This window comes from Pseudundibacterium arcticum, assembly GCF_042646465.1.
Lineage (GTDB): Bacteria > Pseudomonadota > Gammaproteobacteria > Burkholderiales > Burkholderiaceae_D > Undibacterium_A > Undibacterium_A arcticum.
In genome coordinates this window covers 66,860-84,499 of sequence record NZ_JBHRTP010000018.1, presented here as the reverse complement: position 1 = coordinate 84,499, position 17,640 = coordinate 66,860, and the positions used below count along the sequence as shown (strand labels likewise).

Genomic DNA, 17,640 nt, shown 5'->3' with positions numbered 1-17,640 from the left:
AGCATAGCTCTGAGCTGCGCTTTATGAGAGCAGGCGGTTCGAATTGGTCTGAAACTTGATGTCGGATCGAGTTTGAGTCAGCACCGATACGTCGCTTACCAGTTAGCCGAACCGCACCGGCTCCGTACCTTTGTACTTTGGCCGCACCACGACCGTGCCGGCCAGCTTGTCGTGCCATCCCTGCTTTTTCTTATCGATTCCGACCCAGATTAGGCCAAGGCAGAACGGGATTGTCGATACGAAGTAGCCCAGGTATCGGATCACATGCTGCGCGAAGCTTGGTGACCCACCCGTTTTGGCATCGACGATCCTGGCGCCAATGACCATCTTGCCCGGTGTCGCATGTTTTGCAGTCCAAAAAGCAATCACAGCGACGGCCGGCAAAATGTACGAAACCAGAATATTTGCGGGACCACTCAGGGTTACCCCTGATGCCATTTCCTCTCGTCCATAGATGGCGAACATCAATGGAACCAGCACAAACAGCATCAGTATCGTGTCGATGATGCTGGCCCACACCCGCAACCAGAATCCTACGTATTCGAGATCGGTCGAGTCATTCATTTGTTACCCTCTGGTTGGTGTGTTTTCGGTATTGGCAATCGCACGCTTTGCACAAATTTTCGTGCAATTGATCGCTATCGATGATGACGGGCTCGAGATCAACGTTCTACGGCCATTTTTAGTTTACTCAGTGCGTGGTCCCACTGTCGCCACCTTCCGCAGGAATCGCCTGGCCGATGCTCAGGCAGCGGGCTGTTGCTCTATCGCGTCGACACGATCGGGATAGAAGGCGAGATGGTCCTTGATCTCGGCGACGGCGGCAAAGGGCGCCTCGTAGGTCCACACGGCATTCTCCGACCGTTCCCCACCGATGGGAATGCTGTAGTAAGCGCATTCGCCCTTATAGGGGCAGTAGGTGGCGTGGTCCGTCCGTTCCAGCAGCGACATGTCGACGTCTTTGCGCGGGATATACTGGACCGCCGGGTATGATGCCTCTCGTAAGGTCAGTGCCGCTCGGGTGTCGGCGATGACGCGGCCCGCGATGGACACGACGACCCGCGTCGGGTTCGGCTCGATCGTGATTGGATGATCGGGGCCGGGGATTTTTATCTCTTTGGCGTTCATGGCTCACTCCTTCAAGAACAGAACTACATGGTCAACAAACAATCCCGGATATTGATATTGGGACCCGTGGTCGGCGTCGGGATAGACGCTCGACTGAGCGTTCGGCAGACTCTGCCGTAGTATGAATGAGTTGATCTTCGGGATGATTATGTCATTGCTGCCGTTGATGGCAAGAACCGGTTGCTTGATGCCTTCCAGGGTCGCATAGCGCACCAATGCAACTTGGCCGGTTATGGCGCGGTACGCAGCGCGCACTCTGCTTCATTGTGCAAGCCCAGGGGCAATTGCATGAAGAACCGCATGAACATTGGTGCTGCCGGGTTGCGTTCCCTCCCCCTGCAAGCATGTCCTGAGCTTGTCGAAGGAGGGGAAGGGGCGAGAAGCCTCAGCCTGCAACCATCTTCATGCAATCGCCCTGTGTGCAATCCCTAAAAACAAGCTTTTCATGCAAAAAAAGATTAACATTCGGATACCGTGAAAAGACGCCAAACGATTCTCCCTGCATTGCTCGCGCTTTTGCTGCTTCTATCGCAGCAAATGGGCTTTGCGCATGCCGTCTCGCACATTTCGGATCAACCCCGCTACAGCACTTCCCACGGCAAGCAGTTGCCGATCGAGCAGGTTTGTGAGCAGTGCCTGGCTTTTGCGCAAATCGGTTCGGCGCTGCCTACCCATGTTTTTTCACTGGCGGCTGATACCGCCCCCGATGCGGTTACTCTAGCGACATCAACCCCGGTTCTCTATCCGCGACCGATCCGCGCATTCCAATCGCGCGCCCCTCCCCAGCAGTCGGTTTCCTGACAATAAACGTCTGACTCAGGACACTAGTCGCGTGCTACGCGATTGATCGAACATCAAAGCGTCTTTTCCCACCATGCGTTGTTGCACCTCCTCGCGATAGCTCGACTATCGCGGCGGTCAGCACCCAGCCTGGCTAAGGATTCGTTCGCTTCACACGTTCTGCCAACGACGATTCACACCGCTATTCCGATATTCAGTACGAGCTGAGCTGATGGGTCCCTGCCCAGACTCGGCCTTGTTCAAAGTTCAAAAAAGGTATGTCATGTTAAAAAAAACCGTATTGACGACGGCGCTGGCCGTCGTTTTCGGGGTGCCGGTGGCTGCTCGCGCCGCAGACGATGGGGAACTGGCGCAAATACGCGACCAGATCCGGCAAATGAAAGAAAGTTATGAAACCCGCCTGCATGTGCTGGAGCAACGCCTGCAAGAATCCGAGGCCAAGGCCCAAGCCAACACCCAGACGGCGCAACAGCCTCCAGTCGCGGCGGCCCCGGTCGCTGCTCCCGCCGCGGCCGCTTCCGCCAACGCATTCAATCCCGCGGTCGCGCTGATTCTGGGCGGCACTTACGCCAACTTGTCACAGGACCCGAACCAGTACCGGCTACAGGGATTCCTGCCGAGCGGAGATGAAGGCCCAGGAAAACGCGGTTTCAATCTGGGCGAGTCGGAACTGACCTTGAGCGCCAATATCGATCCCCGCTTTGCCGGCCAACTGACATTTTCTCTCGCCTCCGATAACAGCGCCAGCGTCGAGGAAGCTTTCTTTCAGACGCTCGGCCTGTCCAATGGCATCAACGCCAAGGCGGGACGTTTTTTATCGTCGATCGGCTACCTCAATAGCCAACACGCGCATGCGTGGGATTTCGTCAATGCGCCGCTGGCGTATCAGGCTTTCCTTGGTGGCCAATACAAGCCGGATGGCGTTCAGGTCAAATGGCTGGCGCCCACCGAGCGGTTCTTTGAAGTCGGTCTGGAAGTGGGCAGCGGCGCCGCCTTTCCGGGCAATGATCGGAATAAAAATGGCTTCGGCTCAAGCGCCGTGTTTGCGCATGTCGGCGACGATATCGGCGACAGCGCCAGCTGGCGCGCCGGCCTGTCTTATCTGAGAACCGGTGCGGCGAACCGAAGCTATGACGACACCGACCATACCGGCGTCGACGTGACGAATGCATTTAGCGGCAATAGCGCTATCTGGATCGCCGATGGCATTGTCAAATGGGCACCGAACGGTAATCCGGTCGACACCAATTTCAAGCTGCAGGGCGAATATTTCCGGCGCAAGGAGAACGGTACGCTGACTTACGATACCTTGGCGCAATCGCTAGGCAGCGCGACGGCGGCCTACGCCAGCGCGCAGTCAGGCTGGTATCTGCAGGGGCTGTACCAGTTCATGCCGATGTGGCGCACCGGCGTGCGCTATGACAAACTCTATTCCGGCACACCGGAGATTGGCAGCCTCAACCCCACCGACTTCGCGCGTCTGGCTTCCTACAATCCATCGCGCACCACCTTGATGGTCGATTACTCGCCGTCCGAATTCAGCCGGTTCCGCTTGCAGCTCGCGCGCGATCAAGCGCGTCCCGGAATCACCGATAACCAAATTTTCCTGCAATACATCATGAGTCTGGGCGCCCATGGCGCACACACATTCTAGGAGCCTAAAGTGAGAAAAATGCCGAAAAAAATAGTTTCCATCTTGCTGGGCTCAGCCCTGGCGCTGCTGGCGTTGCCATCGTTTGCCGCGCTCAATGTGCTTGCTTGCGAACCGGAATGGGCCGCATTAAGCACCGAAATCGGCGGCGACAAAGTGAAGGTGTCGAGCGCCACCACTGCGTTGCAGGATCCGCACCGGATCGAAGCCCGGCCCAGCCTGATCGCCAGGACACGCAATGCCGATCTGCTGGTATGCACCGGCATGGAATTGGAAGTGGGCTGGCTGCCGATTCTTTTGCAGCAATCTGGCAATCCAAAAATCGCACCGGGGCAACCGGGCAATTTTGAAGCCGGTCTGTTCGTGCAACGGCTGGAAGTTCCGACCCGCCTCGACCGCAGCGAAGGCGATGTCCATGCGGCCGGCAATCCACATATTCAGCAAGACCCGCACAATATCGCGCGCGTCGCCGAGGCACTGACAAAGCGCTTCAGCGAGATCGATCCGTCCAATGCCGCTTACTACCAGGCGCGGCATAAGGAATTTTCTGCGCGCTGGAATGCGGCAATGCAAAAGTGGGAGCAGCAAGCCGCGCCGCTGAAGGGCGTGGCAATTGTCGAGCATCACCAGAACATGGAGTATCTGATGCACTGGCTCGGCCTGCGGCAAGTCGGAACGCTGGAACCCAAGCCGGGCGTCGAACCCAGTGCCGCGCACTTATCGGAAATGCTCAATCAATTGCAGCGCCAGCCGGCGAAGATGGTGATCCGCGCCGCCTACCAGGATGCCCGTGCGTCGCAGTGGCTGGCGGAGCATGCGCATATTCCCGCTGTAGCATTGCCGTTTACCGTCGGCGGCGACGATAAGGCAAAGGATCTGTTTGGCTTGTTTGACGATACCGTTCAGCGCCTGTTAGAGGCGGTCAAGTGAATCCCGGCACGTATCTTGGCACGGTCGATCTGACGATTGTCGCTCCCGCGTTTTTAGCGGGAATACTGGTGTTGATTACGCACGTACCGCTTGGCGCCCAGGTGTTAAAACGCGGCATCGTGTTCATCGATTTGGCGATCGCCCAAATCGCGGCGCTTGGCGTCATCGTGGCGGGAATGACGAATCTGGATCCGCAGGGCTGGCTGCTGCAAGTCGCCGCCGGCACTGCCGCCCTGCTCGGCGCTTTCTTGCTGACCTGGACCGAGAAGCGCTGGCCGGAAGTGCAGGAAGCGCAGATCGGCGTGCTGTTCATCCTGGCGGCGACTGGCGGCCTGTTGCTGGTCGCGCACAATCCGCATGGTGGGGAACATCTTCAGGATCTGCTGGCCGGCCAGATTCTGTGGGTGCGTTACGAGCAGTTGCTCATACCTGCGATAGGCACTGCCGCCATCGTCGCAATGTTACTCTTTTTCAAGGAGCGCTTGCGGCGATTGGGGTTTTATCTGGTGTTCGCGCTGGCGGTCACCGCGTCGGTTCAACTGGTAGGCGTTTATCTGGTGTTCGCGAGTTTGATCGTTCCGAGCCTCGGCGTGCGCAATTATGGGGGCCAAAAACGTCTGCCGCTCGCTTATTTGATTGGCATCGGCGGCTATGGGGCCGGATTGCTGCTATCGACGATTTTTGATTTGCCTTCGGGTGCGCTAATCGTTTGGTGTCTAGCGCTATTGGCCATACTGGTCTATGCGTCGGGTCCCAGGAAGGAACTGGCGCCGAACTGAATGCGCTGATGGACGACTAAACGTGGACCTGCAGAAGATGACCCTGCCGTCGATTGCGTCGTTTTGATCCATTTCTGGATTGAAGACGATGAAATGTCAGAAGATAGATCAGCGCGAGGGTAGCACCCCTGCTTGTATAGACGCGCATGTCTGAAATTTTCAATAGTGGTGACAGGGGAGCTCAGGGCAATAGCATGAAGATCGTTGCCGGCTAAGGCTTCTCGCCCCTTCCCCCTTGCGGGGGAAAGACTCCCCAAGAGCCGTTCGCGCTGAGTAGCCCCTGCGGGGCGTATCGAAGCGTTTTCCAGTCCGAGCCTGGCTTCGATACGCCGCTTTGCGGCTACTCAGCCCGAACGGATAACTGGAAAGAAGTTTGATCGGGGCCTGCCCGCTTGGAGGGACGAACTCAACCCGGCGGCACCAATGTTCATACGGCTCTTCATGCAATCGCCCTGCAGGGGAGCTGTATTTTTTCACTTTCCGTGGCATTAAACTTTTTTGGAGTGTCGTAATATTGGGACTTACGCAAAACGGGAAAAAGTAGGGTGCGCCATGCGCACCAATGTAGCGTGGCACGGGTAATGGTGCGCATGGCGCACCCACCATTCTCTATATTGCGTAGGTCTTGTATATGAAAAACGCCTTATACATCAAGGAGATAGTTTTCCCGAATAACGGCGCCCGACAAGAGTTGTGTAGTGCAAGCAAATTGGTGACGCTGCGCGCAGAAGCCTGACGCCGCAAATCCAGAATTGATGACGGCCACGGTGGCGTTCAAACTTGTAACCCTGAGCATTCGGATAAACGCTATTCGTCAGGCCGCAGTAGTAAAACGTTTCCTTGGTCAAAGCTATGGACTATCTGCATCAACTTCAGTGGCCCGCAATGATTGTTACGGTAGTCGCCGCATGGCTCATTGCTTCTCAGGCCAAACGCAAGCGCAAGATCGGCTTTTGGTGCTTCCTGCTCAGCAATGGTATCTGGGTAGTCTGGGGTTGGCATGACCGTGCTTATGCACTCGTGGTCCTGCAGATCGCCTTGGCTATACTGAACATTCGTGGTGCCTACAAGAATGAACCAGAGTCGAGCGTCAAGTCAGAGGCTTAACGCGCCGTTTGCGATGTTGCCGTTTTGCCCGGGCGTCGACCGCAGCGCCACGCAAGCTTCGGGAAACAGGTAGCGCTTGCGCATCAGCTGCGATATTTCGCCAGCCGGCAGCGGCCGTGAAACAAAATAACCCTGTACCTCGTTGCAGGACAGCGCCTGCAGCACCCGCAGCTGCTCCAGCGTCTCGACGCCTTCCGCAACGACGCTCATGTTGAGCACGTGCGCCATCGATATGATCGCCATGAAAAACACCTCGCCTTCCTTGCCGCTATCGAGTGTCGAGGTGAACGCCTTGTCGACCTTCAAAATATCGAGATCGCGCCGCTGCAGCTGCGACAGCGACGAGTAGCCGGTGCCGAAATCATCGATCAGCAGTTTGACGCCGAGCGACTTGATCGCCGCCAGTTGTTCTGATATGGCCTGGTCATCACCCATCATGCACGATTCGGTCAGCTCGATTTCCACCAGCGAGGGATCGATCCCGTGCAGCTTCATGTGCCATACAAACAGTTCTGCAATATTGCCGTGGTTGAACTGACGCGGCGAGACGTTGATCGATACCGGCACCAGCGGCAGGTTTTCCGCCTTCCAGCGCGCCAGCTGCGAGCAGGCCTTTTCGATCACCAGTTCACCCAGTTTGACGATCAATCCGGTCTCTTCCGCCAGCGGGATGAACTCATCCGGCGGCACCATGCCGCGTTGCGGATGCATCCAGCGCACCAGCGCTTCCATGCTGCGCAGCTCGCCGCTGGCGGCATCGACGCGCGGCTGGTAGTGCAGCTCGAATTCATCGCCGTCGATGGCTGCGCGCAAGGCTTGTTCACTGTTCAGCCTGCCGATCAGATTCTGCGACAGCTGCGGCTGAAAGAACTGGTAGCTGGCCTTGCCATTTTCCTTGGCCGCATACATGGCGATATCGGCGTGCTTGAGCAGCGTTTCGACGTCGTCGCCGTCTTTCGGAAAGATGCTGATGCCGATCGACGCATGCACGACATGGCTGCTCTGGCCGGCGAGCAGGAATGGCTCCCTGAGCGCGGCGATGATGCGCTTGCTGACCCGTTCCACCGCGGCCGCATTTTCCGGGTGTTCCAGAATGATGGTGAATTCATCGCCGCCTAGACGCACGACATGATCGGCCGGACGTATCACCGAGCGCAGGCGCGCAGCGGCGGCCTGCAGCAATTCGTCGCCAGCGGCGTGTCCCATGGTGTCGTTGATGTTCTTGAAATCATCGAGATCGACGAACAGCAGCGCCAGGATCGTGTGGCTGGATCGCGCGCGCTCGATTGCGAACGGCAGAAACCCCATCAGCCAGTGACGATTGGGAAGCGCGGTCAATGCATCCGAATTCGCCATGCTTGACAGCGCTTGCTCATGCGCCTTGCTTTCGCTGATGTCACGCAGGGTCAGTACCAATCCGGCATTCGAACGCATCATCCTGCGATGCAGCCATGTCATTTTCAATGGACTTTCCGGCGGTATCGGAAACTCATCTTCGTAAAAGCCGGCTTCCATCGCGCTGATGTAGGTCTGCATCAACTGCTCGAAATAAGCGCGGCTGTCATACACGGTCGAGAGCCGGCGTCCCAGCAGCTCGCTTTTGTTCAGCCCGTACAGGCTGGCGCCGCGTTCGTTGCAGTCCGCGATGACGAAGTCGACGACCATGCCGTTCCGGTCGCGTAGCGCGCGCCACATGAAGAAGCCTTCGCTGCCCCCTTCGGTAGCAATGCCATACACCTCGCGCGCCTGCGCCGCCTGATGTTTGCGCCAAGCTAGCCGGGAGGAAAGGAACATACCGATCATGACGAAAATCAGCACCACCATGGTTCTGGCCAGCGCCAGCGTCTGATACTCGCGCGACATCTTTTGCAGCGGCAACAGCATTTCCTCTTCAGACAGGCCGGCGACTGCAAGCAGCGGATAGTTTTTCACCGCTTGCCATGCAACGACGCGCGACTGACGGTCGGTAAATTTTTCTTTTCCCATGGTGATGACGCCGCTCGCGGATTCGAAGGCCGGAGGCGAACTGAAGACGGTGGCAAGTGAACGGATGCTCTCGCCCGATTTCCTTGCCAGCACCACGCCATCGCTGCTCCTCATGGACAGGAAGCCGCGTTCGCCGAGCCCGGCGTCGACGTTGAAAGTGGCAAAATAGGCGGGTTCGACCGATACCATCACTACGCCGTCGAACGAGCCGTCATCGGCGTTCAGCCGGCGCGAAAAGCGGATGACCGTCTTTCCGGAGCCGAGGCCGATGGACGGCTTGCTGATCAGGAGCTCGTTCGAGCTACTGTTTTGATGGGTCAGGAAATAGTCTCGGCCCGCGAGGCTGTTTTTGCTTTTTCTGGCGAGCGTGCTGGTCACTATTTCGCCGTGGCGGTCAATGATCGTCACGTATAGCAGCGCACTGACTGGATAAAGGCCTTCGCGCAATTGCTCGTCCAGCCTGAGCGCGCCGCCGCTGCGCTTCCAGTAATACTTGAGGTTGCGGGTGATCTGGTCGATCTGCTCAAGCGGAAGGGATAGCTGTTCGGCGTAGGCGCGGGAAAGCGAAGTCGCTTCCGTGACGCCGTTTTGGCGCAATGTCTGCCCCGCTTCGCCGAGTTGGTAAAAGGTCACGCTCCATATGATGGCCGCGAGCAGCAGGCCAGCAATGGGCCAGGCCAAGATGATGTGAAGACTGCCGCGCAGGAATCCGAGTTCGGCTGCCTCGCGGCCAAGGCGCCCGCGCATATGAGCGATGACCGTCACGCGGCTTTCCATTCATATAAAGTGATCAACATGCGCAAAGCGCGGATGTTTTCTTCAATGAAACATTCCAGCGCGAGGTGCTTCAAAAGAGGTGCTGGGTGGAAAGATTATCACGCCGAGCACGTTTCTTTCCGGGTAATTTGCGTAGACGCCAGAATCCGAACAACAGGGGATGTTGTGTGGTCAACCGAAATCTGACCCGGATGCCATTGTTGGGCGAGCTGAATGCGCAACTGCGGTTGAGGAGGCGATGCGACTGCCGCCGGCGGCTGGTACGCTGACAGGCGCCGAGGTAGGGAAAAACAGGACCATGGCAAAAATACCATGTAGCGCTGACAACCCACCACCAGCCGGCAGGAAACAAACCGTTCCTGCTCGGGAAACGCATTAGTTAACGTGAGGTCAAGACGGAGCGGACAGTAGTAAATTGTCGCGCTGTTGCTTTGGGTCAGTTACTTACGACTTCCGTCATGCCCACCACCACCATGGGCTCCATGGCCGTGGTGATCACCATCGCCCATATAAAGAGGATTGGGCGCGACATAGGCAATCACTGCGTGGTCAAGCACGCCTGATGGTGCGATCCGGTTTAAGTCGAATGAGGAAACGTCTTCTGGGCCATCAAAATACCAGGCGAATGATTTGTCGCCCACAACGAACTTAACAGTTTCACCACCAGTTACGTTCACGTATTTAGCGTTTGGAGCAATAACGATCGTTCGCGTGGCTGCCGATACTGGTGCCGGATCGCCCAACAGATCGAGCCTAGGCCGTGTATCAATCGGAGACACGCATGCAGCGGACAGCATCACTGTAAAGATGCTCGGCAAAAGCAATTTTTGGTTCATGGCGCATCTCATGACGGCGAGAGGACAACAGGTATGTGTCAAACCACATTTCTTTAGAGTACATCGTGCTTTGGTTTGTTCATCAATGCGCTGGCGGATTAAGTGAGCACCTTGTGCGCTTTCGCCAGTTCGCGCCATAGTCGCTCACGCCACCAGTTTTACTGTTTCGAATTGAATACATGCAACAAAGGAGTCCGGCCTTGATGCAATCTATAGTATCTTTAGCAACTAATAAAATAATGGAGCGTCGACATGGATGACAACTTGAGCCGTCGCAACGTTTTGAAGCTGGCCGCATTGTTTGTCGCTACGCTATCGCTGGAAGGAGCTTTTCCGGGAAGACTCTTCGCGCAGTCAGCGAGTGGCGATGCAACGGTTTCAAAAAAGCTCGCCCCTCTGTCGAATGATGCCCAGAACAGCTATGCACTGCAGAATTCATCTAACTTCAAGGCAATCTATCAGGACCCGCAGCTCAAAACAGCATTCTTCCTGTTCCTGAAAAATGTCTACAACCTTTATCCCGAGGAGCGCTTCCATCGATTAATCGCGGAGGTGACAAGTACTGGCGGTTCGGACAAGGAAATCTACAAGGTGGCGCAGGGCCGGATTGGCGACATCAAACCATTCTTGAGCGATGTTCGCTATGCGCTGCCCGCGCTAATGCAGCAAAAAGTGGAAATGGCGCGCGAAACGCTCAAGCTGTTGGGCGCCTCGCGCAAGATCAACGGCTATATGGAGATCGGTACCACCGGTCGCTATGTCAGCGAGTTCAAATCCGATGTCGTGCTGAGCGGCGATCTGGTACTGGTGCATACCGATGAACCCGGTTTTTCGCCGACCGACATTGTCGAAAGAGGTCGAATAAGCAAGCTGGGACGTTTTGTCTCGCTCAAGGATTATTCGCCAGTTACTTCATTGGAGGTGGCCGATAGCAGCCTCGACCTGATCAGTAATTTCATCGGCTTTCATCATAGCCCGCCACCCAAGCGCGACGCCTTCGTCAAGTCGCTGCATCGTGTGCTGCGGCCAGGCGGCAGAATGATCGTTCGAGATCACGATGTGAATTCGACCCGGATGAACCGGATGGTCGCCCTCGCCCACGATGTGTTCAACATGGGGCTTGGTACCGATTGGTCCGCCAATCAAAGCGAGATTCGCAACTTTACGTCGATGAATCAGCTGGTTGCCTATCTTGAACAATCGGGGTTCAAAAGCACAAAAAAAATGCTGTTCCAGCCGGGAGACCCGACGCAGAATGCATTGATGGAATTTGTGCGAGTCTAGCTCCATACATTTTTTTACAAGCAAGGGACAATCATTCCAACCATGCTGTCACCACTCTCGCCGCATAAGCGCCCTTCACGCCACATCGTCACGCGTATTTTTTTTGGGGCTCTCAGCATTATTGGGCTTCTGCTACTTGGTTTGGTGCTGGTGCTGGCAGGATTCCGTTGGCAGGCGGAGCGGCGCGAGGTCCAGATAGCGACTGTTGCGGCGCCGACCACGGGACGTTTCGTCCACGCAGCCGATGTGCAAATGTTCATTCAAGAAATGGGGCCGGCCACCGGCCCTGCCGTCTTGTTTGTTCATGGCACCGGCGCCTGGAGTGAGACTTGGCGCGAATCGATGGCGGCGCTGGCTCAGGCGGGCTCCCATACGATTGCGATCGACCTGCCGCCATTCGGCTATTCCGGCAAACCATTCAACAAGCGCTATGGTCGACAAGACCAGGCGGCTCGCATTATCGGTGTGCTCGATGCGCTGAAGATTCCCCGCGCGACGCTGGTGGGCCATTCGTTTGGGGGCGGTCCGACGGTGGAAGCCACTTTCTTGGCACCCGAGCGGGTGCGTGCGTTGGTGCTGGTCGATGTGGCGCTTGATCTGGCGGCAGCCGATTCTGTCAAGGAGCCATCTTTCGGCCTGTCGCAACAAATGCTCATGGTGCGTCCATTGCGTGATGCAGTCGTGGCCACCTTCCTGACCAATCCGCTTTTTACCAAACACTTGCTCGGCCTCTTTATCGCCGACCCGATCCATGCGACACCAAACCGAGTGAAGGTATATCAGCAACCGCTCGTTGTGACCGGAAGTACACAGGCGATCGGCGAATGGCTGCCGGTGCTGTTTGCTGGTGATCGCAGTGCCACAAGCGGCAATCCGGCTTCCTACAAGTCGCTCAAAATGCCGGTCGTAATTGTATGGGGAGAACGCGACACGATCACACCGCTGTCACAAGGGCAGCATCTTGCATCCATTACGCCGGGTGCGGAACTGTTAGTGATGCCGCAGGTAGGGCATATTCCACAAATCGAAGATGGCCCGCAGTTCACTGCGCTGTTGCAGAAAATTTTCGCGAAGCTCAAAGACCTGCCCTGATTTTTCCGGATTGCAGTAGCGTATCGCGAATGTCTCAATAATCGTAGATGTGCTCGATCAGAAATTTCTTTGCCGTCAATTGCGACAGAACCTGATCCAGCGATTTGACGGGCACGTTGATCGCAATCCGTTTTGCCAGTGGGCCGGTGAGGATCGGTTTTTCAAACAACACCTTGCCAGCCAGCAAATCGTATCGCCATTCAGCGGGTACCACGCTTGTAATCAGGATATCGCCGTTGCCTGCAATTTCCCTGAAGCGCACGCCTTTACCGACCAGACGCATCACGCTGTCGCGGAATTCCTCATAACGTGGCAGTGACAGCAGTATCGACCCATCCTCGAATTGCTTAACGATTTTGATTTTCGGCTGATCCTTGAGCGCATCCGGGGTGACGCCGGCGGCAAGTATCAGCATCTCGCTATCCGCATCCCCATAAGCGGCTTTGCTTGCCAGCTTGATGATCATCGCGTATTGCGCTTTGGCCGCATATTCGATACTAAGGATGAGTTTGCGCTCCCATTTTCTGATCATGTCCGGTCCGCTCAGTGCGGTGCCGGCCCAGAGTTTTTGCAAGCGACTGGCAAACGCAAATTCGTACCACGGATCAACCCGGATGAAATCAACATACTCTTGTGCTACTTTCGCGGCGAACACATCTTCCTCAGTCATGTCATTGCCACGCAGCGCTTCGGTGACGCGGCCGATGGTATTTTCATAGATACCCTTGATCGCATTTTCGACCGTATAGCTGGATCCGATGACAAACACCATTACGTGATAGCCCCAGTTGAACGGGTACCTGTCCTTGGTCGCCGTATAGGCATCCCTGTAATAGCCCCAGAACTGTGCGATCGAGCCGAAGTAGGGAAACGCGGATGGCGCTTTTGTCTTGAGGAACCGTGCGTACTCGTCCGGACTGTAGACCAGAAACCATTCAGGCAGAGTAAGGTATGTTTGCGCTTCGTCGCGCTTGTAACCTTTGATGGCTAGCAGTTCGGCGTGGATCCTGGCCTGTACTTCCGGGGCTGCTCCGCTGGCTAGCAACTTGCTATCGAAGATTTTTGCCGGGTTCAAATCGATCGTCGTAGCAGGTGACTTGACCGATGGCGCCGTCGGCTGCTCGAGCGCCGGCTTGTAGTATGCATCCCAAAGTTTGTTGCGAAATTTATTCGCCGGATCGAGTGATTTTTTCAGCGCGAAGAATGCATCGGCATTCGGGTACGCGGCACGGAACTGCTGATTTGTTGCATGAATCTGATACGGTAGATAATACGCACCGTTGAATGATGTCGCCGCGTCGATCAGCTCTCGCGTCCACGCGCGCACCGCTTTGCGGTCGGCGTCGGAGGTGCCTTGTTTATAGTAGAGAACGTAAGCAAACACCTCGCTTCTGGCCCAGGCCAGCAGCGTGCCAGGATCCTGCTTGGCATGTCGTATTGATACGTTGATGGTATTGACCTTGTGGCGCTTCAGGATGTCGGCCATCTTCGGTACAAACTCCTCGAGTTTATCGACCGGCACGAAGTATTCCTGCAGCACATAGGTCGAGTCCTTGCGGGAAGATGGCTCAAGCTCCTTCACGTCGTAACTTGCCTCGTAGTTGCGCCATTCAATTTGCTCACCCGAGAACATGTACGGATCGATGATGTATTGCCTGAATGCTTTCCCAAACGGCGCTTCCGACATGATCCAGAAAGCCGAGCGATCCACCCAATAGCTCTGGTCCTGAGGAATCAATCGATCCTTGACGGTTACCGGCTTGTCGGTCTTGACGTACGATGTGACGCGCACGGTGTCGAGGTCGTTGGGATAGATGTCAGCATTGTGGAAGATCACGCCGGCATCATCCCGGATATTCTTGATAAAGAATTCCTTGTAGGCGGCCAGTGGCATCACCACCGATTTGCGCTCCACTTTTACATTGTCGGCAAGCGCCAGCGTTGCTTCCACGATCACGCCCATCGCGCCATAACCACCGATCGCACCATAAAAAATTGCCTGATTCTCGGTCGGGCTAGCGTTCACCAGTTTGCCGCTAGGCAGCACTACTCGGATCGACTTGACGGAAAAAACCAGCGGGCCCTGGCCGATATAGCGTCCATGCACATTCACGCTGAGCGATCCGCCGACAGTGAAGTTGGAATAGGTTTGCATGATTTGCAGCGACAGATCGTGCGGATCGATGAACGTCTGGATTTTTCGCCAGGTGATCCCGGCTTGGACCGTTAATTCCTTTTTCTCTTTTGAAAAACTGACTACCTTGTCGAATTGCCGCATGTCGATTTGCAGTCCACGTTCGGTTGCCGTTTGTCCGCCCATACTGTAGCGGCCACCGCCGACCGAAATCGGCCCCGGATATGCTTTTACTGCGTCAACGATTTCGTTGATTGTCCTGGGCGCCAACACTCGCTGAACTTCAATCGGATTGATTTGTGTGACGTCATTAATTGTCGTTCCGGCTATTGCGCAGAGCTGGCCGGCCAGGAGTGTGAGCAGGACTGCGCTCCGCAGCAATGGCCTAAGGCGAAGACTGAACATTTTTGTCCTTACTATTTAAAAGATGTGCAGAGAAAATGCGCAATGAAGACCGCCCTCTAATGCGAAGGCACAGTGATCGATTACCGATTCAGATGAAATATTAAGATAGTGGGGAGTGTGCCAGCCAAGTGCCTACCCGGTAGCACGTCATCGTCGCCACAAACATTAGCGACGACAGAAACACGGCCTTGGAGCCGCCGACTCCGCCGCGCGACTTGAACAGGTAATAAGGCAAGGCAAATATGGCAAGACCGGAAACGGAAATGTTAAGAAGTACGGATGTCTTGAAATGCCGCTCTTTCGCATCAAGCCAAAACCATACAAAGATCAATGCCAGCGACATAGGCGCATGCATCATCAAGAGTGTGGCCGCATACTGCGATTCGCGTGCCGGGCCGTATTCAAGCCAGCCGGCGAGTAGCGATAGGGTCAGGAGTAAAACCAGGGGTACAGTTTTTTTCTTCGCCATTTGCATCCTAATGTGCAGGTTATGGAGTCAGCAGATCCGTTGCAGATAGCCGAAACTCCAAATGGCAAGAGATTACCAGAAGTTATCAATAAATCTAGTGCTGTGTCAGCTGTGGAGTGCGCTCGCACGGCTGATAGGCACCAATGTTGACGCCGAGCGTCATCGGCTGCGGCACGTAGGACGTTTTCGCCAGTTCGTACCGCAGTCGCTCACGCCAACCGTTTTTACTGAGCCGGCCCAGAGACCGCAAACAACTTGTCATAAGCCGCCAGCAGCGTCTGGTGCATCTGGCTGCCTTCCATATCCTCGCCTAGCGTGCCCAAGCCGAAGAAGCGCTCGCTGCGATCGAGCAAGGCTTGCGCCTGGCGCACGGTCTCTGCGCCATACAGCAAGCTCAGCGAACGCTGGTAATTGTCGACGCCGTCCAGATTCATCAGGCTTTCGATACAGCGGTACACCAGCCTCCGGGCCGGGTTCATTTGCTTGTATTGATGAATCCAGTCGCAGCCTTCGCGTGTCGCTTCCTGGTCGCCGATGGCCAGCGCCAGCAGGGTCTTCAGTTCGCCGATGCGCAACTCCTTCCATACCGTGCCGACCGGTATCGCCAGCCCCAGGATTTCCCACAGCGGTCGCTCGTCGTTCAGATTCGAGGTCTGCAAATATTCCAGCAATTCGCTCGCTTCGGCATCACTCAATGCCGACAATCGCACCAGGGCCGGGCGGATGTCGTTGCCGACGCTATTGTTTTCCCATTCCAGATCTTCCACCGGATAGATCTCGGACATGCCGGGCACCAGGATGCGGCAACTGTATGCGCCCTGTTCGGTGAAGTCCGCCACGTACATATCCTTGCCCTCGGCGTGGACGCAGTCGCACAGCCATGCGTAGTCTTCTTCGGTGGTGGTGCTGAAGTTCCAGTCGGCGAACGGGTGATCGGGCGTATCATCGAGGAAATTCCAGCTGATCACGCCGCTCGAATCGACGAAGTGAATTTCCAGGTTGGCCACGGCGGTGATCTCGTCCATGTCGAAACCGGGCTCGGGGAAACTCTCCAGCGACTCTAGCGCCCGGCCTTGCAGCAACTCCGTGAGCGCCCGTTCCAGCGCAATCTCGAAACGCGGGTGCGCACCAAAGCTGGCAAAGCAGCCCTGGTCCTTCGGATGCAGCAGGGTCACGTTCATCACCGGATAGCGCCCGCCCAGCGACGCGTCGCGCACCAGAATGCCGAACCCGGCGTCGCGCAGGCCCTTGATGCCAGCAGCGATGCCGGGATAACGGGCAATCACCTCGTCCGGCACCTCAGGCAGGCACAAGCCCTCGCTGATGATGCGGTATTTGATGTGGCGTTCGAAGATCTCCGACAACGCCTGGCTGCGCGCCTCCATCAGGGTGTTACCGGCGGCCATGCCATTGCTGACATACAGATTGCCGATGATATTGACGGGAATCCAGGTCTGCTCACCGTCGCGCAAGCGCGTGTAGGGCAGTGCGCAAATGCCGCGATCGACGTTGCCGGAATTCAGGTCCACCAGCACCTCGCTGTCAATCTCGCTCTCCGGGTTATAGAACGCGTGCAGTTCGGGATTGAGCAACTCGACCGGCCAGCTGCCATCGTCGGTCGGGGCAAACCAGCGCTCTTGCGGATAGTGCACGAACGGGCGCTTGGCGCGCGTCGTACCCAGATGGAAATGGGTCCAGAAATAGTGGGTCCCCAGCCGTTCGAAAAATTCGCCCAGCGCACTGGCGCGCGCAGCCAGCTCCGACGCGCCCTTGCCATTGGAAAACAGCATCGGGCATTCCTTGTCGCGCATGTGTACCGACCAGATCGCCTCGACCGGGTTAAGCCAGGAAGATTCATCCAGATGAAACCCGCGGGCCGCCAGCTTTTGCTGCATGGTGCGAATGGTCGATTCGAGAGAGGCGTCTTTGCCGGGGATAAAGCTTTCGGTTTGCATGGGCTGGTGTACTTAGTAAGTTTGAAGGGTGATAGAGCTTGATGCGTTCCATCAGCAGATAAGCCGAGACTTGCTGGGTTGCAAAAATTCGGCGTTTCTCGCGCATAGAAACCATGACAAAATTTGCAGGAAAAGAAAGGAAAATACTCGCTCTTCCTGGAGATCCAGCGATGGCATTTTCCAGTTAATTGATTCTGTCAGCTGCTGTGAAGGGAACCGTTGTTTGGCTTCGTGCCAATTGTTGCGCGCCGCATGAACAATCCAGGTGTCACCGGGCTGTTCATCGCCCATGAGGGCGTCGTTCCA

At 56.2% G+C, this 17,640-nt stretch carries 16 protein-coding genes; 7 read left to right on the top strand and 9 right to left on the bottom strand.

The genetic code is table 11. The annotated features are described in order from the left end of the window. Positions 1 to 102: 102 nt before the first annotated feature. From ACFOFO_RS06640 to ACFOFO_RS06630, 3 genes are all read right to left on the bottom strand, one after another. Positions 103 to 564 (bottom strand): RDD family protein, encoded by a 462-nt coding sequence (locus tag ACFOFO_RS06640; RefSeq protein ID WP_390331195.1) that lies wholly within the window; start codon positions 562 to 564, stop codon positions 103 to 105. Between the two features lie 180 nt (positions 565 to 744). After that, positions 745 to 1,128, bottom strand: a complete 384-nt coding sequence (locus ACFOFO_RS06635) for a DUF427 domain-containing protein (protein WP_390331194.1) — start codon at positions 1,126 to 1,128, stop codon at positions 745 to 747. A 3-nt stretch (positions 1,129 to 1,131) separates the two neighbouring features. Further along, positions 1,132 to 1,383 carry an alpha/beta fold hydrolase gene (locus tag ACFOFO_RS06630; RefSeq protein WP_390331193.1) on the bottom strand — a complete coding sequence of 84 codons (252 nt, stop codon included), beginning with the start codon at positions 1,381 to 1,383 and terminating at the stop codon, positions 1,132 to 1,134. 219 nt (positions 1,384 to 1,602) lie between these two features. On the opposite strand from ACFOFO_RS06630, the gene ACFOFO_RS06625 reads away from it, so the two are divergent. The 5 genes from ACFOFO_RS06625 to ACFOFO_RS06605 all read left to right on the top strand — a co-directional run bounded on the left by ACFOFO_RS06625 (position 1,603) and on the right by ACFOFO_RS06605 (position 6,396). Next, a complete protein-coding gene (locus ACFOFO_RS06625; protein WP_390321646.1) occupies positions 1,603 to 1,929 on the top strand; it encodes a hypothetical protein in 327 nt (108 codons plus the stop codon). A gap of 262 nt (positions 1,930 to 2,191) precedes the next feature. Next, a complete protein-coding gene (locus ACFOFO_RS06620; RefSeq protein WP_390331192.1) occupies positions 2,192 to 3,583 on the top strand; it encodes a hypothetical protein in 1,392 nt (463 codons plus the stop codon). Between the two features lie 18 nt (positions 3,584 to 3,601). Further along, positions 3,602 to 4,510: a metal ABC transporter substrate-binding protein gene (locus ACFOFO_RS06615; protein ID WP_390331252.1), complete on the top strand. Its 909-nt coding sequence runs from the start codon at positions 3,602 to 3,604 to the stop codon at positions 4,508 to 4,510. Continuing rightward, the gene (locus tag ACFOFO_RS06610) at positions 4,507 to 5,289 is read left to right on the top strand and encodes a metal ABC transporter permease (RefSeq protein ID WP_390331190.1); all 783 of its coding nucleotides are present in this window, start codon (positions 4,507 to 4,509) and stop codon (positions 5,287 to 5,289) included. The genes ACFOFO_RS06615 and ACFOFO_RS06610 overlap by 4 nt, the downstream gene beginning before the upstream one ends. 852 nt (positions 5,290 to 6,141) lie before the next feature. Beyond that, complete coding sequence (locus ACFOFO_RS06605) at positions 6,142 to 6,396, top strand: hypothetical protein (RefSeq protein WP_390321657.1); 255 nt, start codon at positions 6,142 to 6,144, stop codon at positions 6,394 to 6,396. Here ACFOFO_RS06605 and ACFOFO_RS06600 read toward each other — a convergent pair. Both ACFOFO_RS06600 and ACFOFO_RS06595 read right to left on the bottom strand, forming a co-directional pair. Beyond that, positions 6,385 to 9,147 (bottom strand): bifunctional diguanylate cyclase/phosphodiesterase, encoded by a 2,763-nt coding sequence (locus ACFOFO_RS06600; protein WP_390321660.1) that lies wholly within the window; start codon positions 9,145 to 9,147, stop codon positions 6,385 to 6,387. The two genes, ACFOFO_RS06605 and ACFOFO_RS06600, sit on opposite strands and share 12 nt — an antisense overlap. Before the next feature lie 452 nt (positions 9,148 to 9,599). After that, positions 9,600 to 9,995: a CzcE family metal-binding protein gene (locus tag ACFOFO_RS06595; protein WP_390331188.1), complete on the bottom strand. Its 396-nt coding sequence runs from the start codon at positions 9,993 to 9,995 to the stop codon at positions 9,600 to 9,602. A 252-nt stretch (positions 9,996 to 10,247) separates the two neighbouring features. Here ACFOFO_RS06595 and ACFOFO_RS06590 point away from each other — a divergent pair, with 252 nt between their 5' ends. Beyond that, positions 10,248 to 11,279: a class I SAM-dependent methyltransferase gene (locus ACFOFO_RS06590; protein WP_390321665.1), complete on the top strand. Its 1,032-nt coding sequence runs from the start codon at positions 10,248 to 10,250 to the stop codon at positions 11,277 to 11,279. Between the two features lie 144 nt (positions 11,280 to 11,423). Further along, positions 11,424 to 12,371 (top strand): alpha/beta fold hydrolase, encoded by a 948-nt coding sequence (locus ACFOFO_RS06585; protein ID WP_390327816.1) that lies wholly within the window; start codon positions 11,424 to 11,426, stop codon positions 12,369 to 12,371. Positions 12,372 to 12,405: 34 nt separating this feature from the next. Here the strand turns inward: ACFOFO_RS06585 and ACFOFO_RS06580 are convergent, their stop codons facing one another. The 4 genes from ACFOFO_RS06580 to ACFOFO_RS06565 form a co-directional block, all read right to left on the bottom strand. Next, positions 12,406 to 14,910: an FAD-binding oxidoreductase gene (locus ACFOFO_RS06580; RefSeq protein WP_390331186.1), complete on the bottom strand. Its 2,505-nt coding sequence runs from the start codon at positions 14,908 to 14,910 to the stop codon at positions 12,406 to 12,408. 100 nt (positions 14,911 to 15,010) lie between these two features. Next, a complete protein-coding gene (locus ACFOFO_RS06575) occupies positions 15,011 to 15,379 on the bottom strand; it encodes a hypothetical protein (protein WP_390321678.1) in 369 nt (122 codons plus the stop codon). A gap of 224 nt (positions 15,380 to 15,603) precedes the next feature. Continuing rightward, the gene (gene ycaO, locus ACFOFO_RS06570; RefSeq protein ID WP_390331184.1) at positions 15,604 to 17,334 is read right to left on the bottom strand and encodes a 30S ribosomal protein S12 methylthiotransferase accessory factor YcaO; all 1,731 of its coding nucleotides are present in this window, start codon (positions 17,332 to 17,334) and stop codon (positions 15,604 to 15,606) included. Between the two features lie 51 nt (positions 17,335 to 17,385). Next, on the bottom strand, positions 17,386 to 17,625 hold the full coding sequence (locus tag ACFOFO_RS06565; protein ID WP_390321682.1) for a hypothetical protein: 240 nt from the start codon (positions 17,623 to 17,625) through the stop codon (positions 17,386 to 17,388). Between the last annotated feature and the right edge of the window lie 15 nt (positions 17,626 to 17,640).

Excerpts from the sequence above, each read along its gene's own strand:
- ACFOFO_RS06575 (WP_390321678.1), bottom strand. The coding sequence starts at position 15,379 with ATGGCGAAGAAAAAAACTGTACCCCTGGTTTTACTCCTGACCCTATCG.
- ACFOFO_RS06565 (WP_390321682.1), bottom strand. The coding sequence starts at position 17,625 with ATGGGCGATGAACAGCCCGGTGACACCTGGATTGTTCATGCGGCGCGC.
- ACFOFO_RS06620 (WP_390331192.1), top strand. The coding sequence starts at position 2,192 with ATGTTAAAAAAAACCGTATTGACGACGGCGCTGGCCGTCGTTTTCGGG.
- ACFOFO_RS06590 (WP_390321665.1), top strand. The coding sequence starts at position 10,248 with ATGGATGACAACTTGAGCCGTCGCAACGTTTTGAAGCTGGCCGCATTG.
- ACFOFO_RS06615 (WP_390331252.1), top strand. The coding sequence starts at position 3,602 with ATGCCGAAAAAAATAGTTTCCATCTTGCTGGGCTCAGCCCTGGCGCTG.
- ACFOFO_RS06595 (WP_390331188.1), bottom strand. The coding sequence starts at position 9,995 with ATGAACCAAAAATTGCTTTTGCCGAGCATCTTTACAGTGATGCTGTCC.
- ACFOFO_RS06635 (WP_390331194.1), bottom strand. The coding sequence starts at position 1,128 with ATGAACGCCAAAGAGATAAAAATCCCCGGCCCCGATCATCCAATCACG.
- ACFOFO_RS06605 (WP_390321657.1), top strand. The coding sequence starts at position 6,142 with ATGGACTATCTGCATCAACTTCAGTGGCCCGCAATGATTGTTACGGTA.
- ACFOFO_RS06580 (WP_390331186.1), bottom strand. The coding sequence starts at position 14,910 with ATGTTCAGTCTTCGCCTTAGGCCATTGCTGCGGAGCGCAGTCCTGCTC.
- ycaO (WP_390331184.1), bottom strand. The coding sequence starts at position 17,334 with ATGCAAACCGAAAGCTTTATCCCCGGCAAAGACGCCTCTCTCGAATCG.
- ACFOFO_RS06640 (WP_390331195.1), bottom strand. The coding sequence starts at position 564 with ATGAATGACTCGACCGATCTCGAATACGTAGGATTCTGGTTGCGGGTG.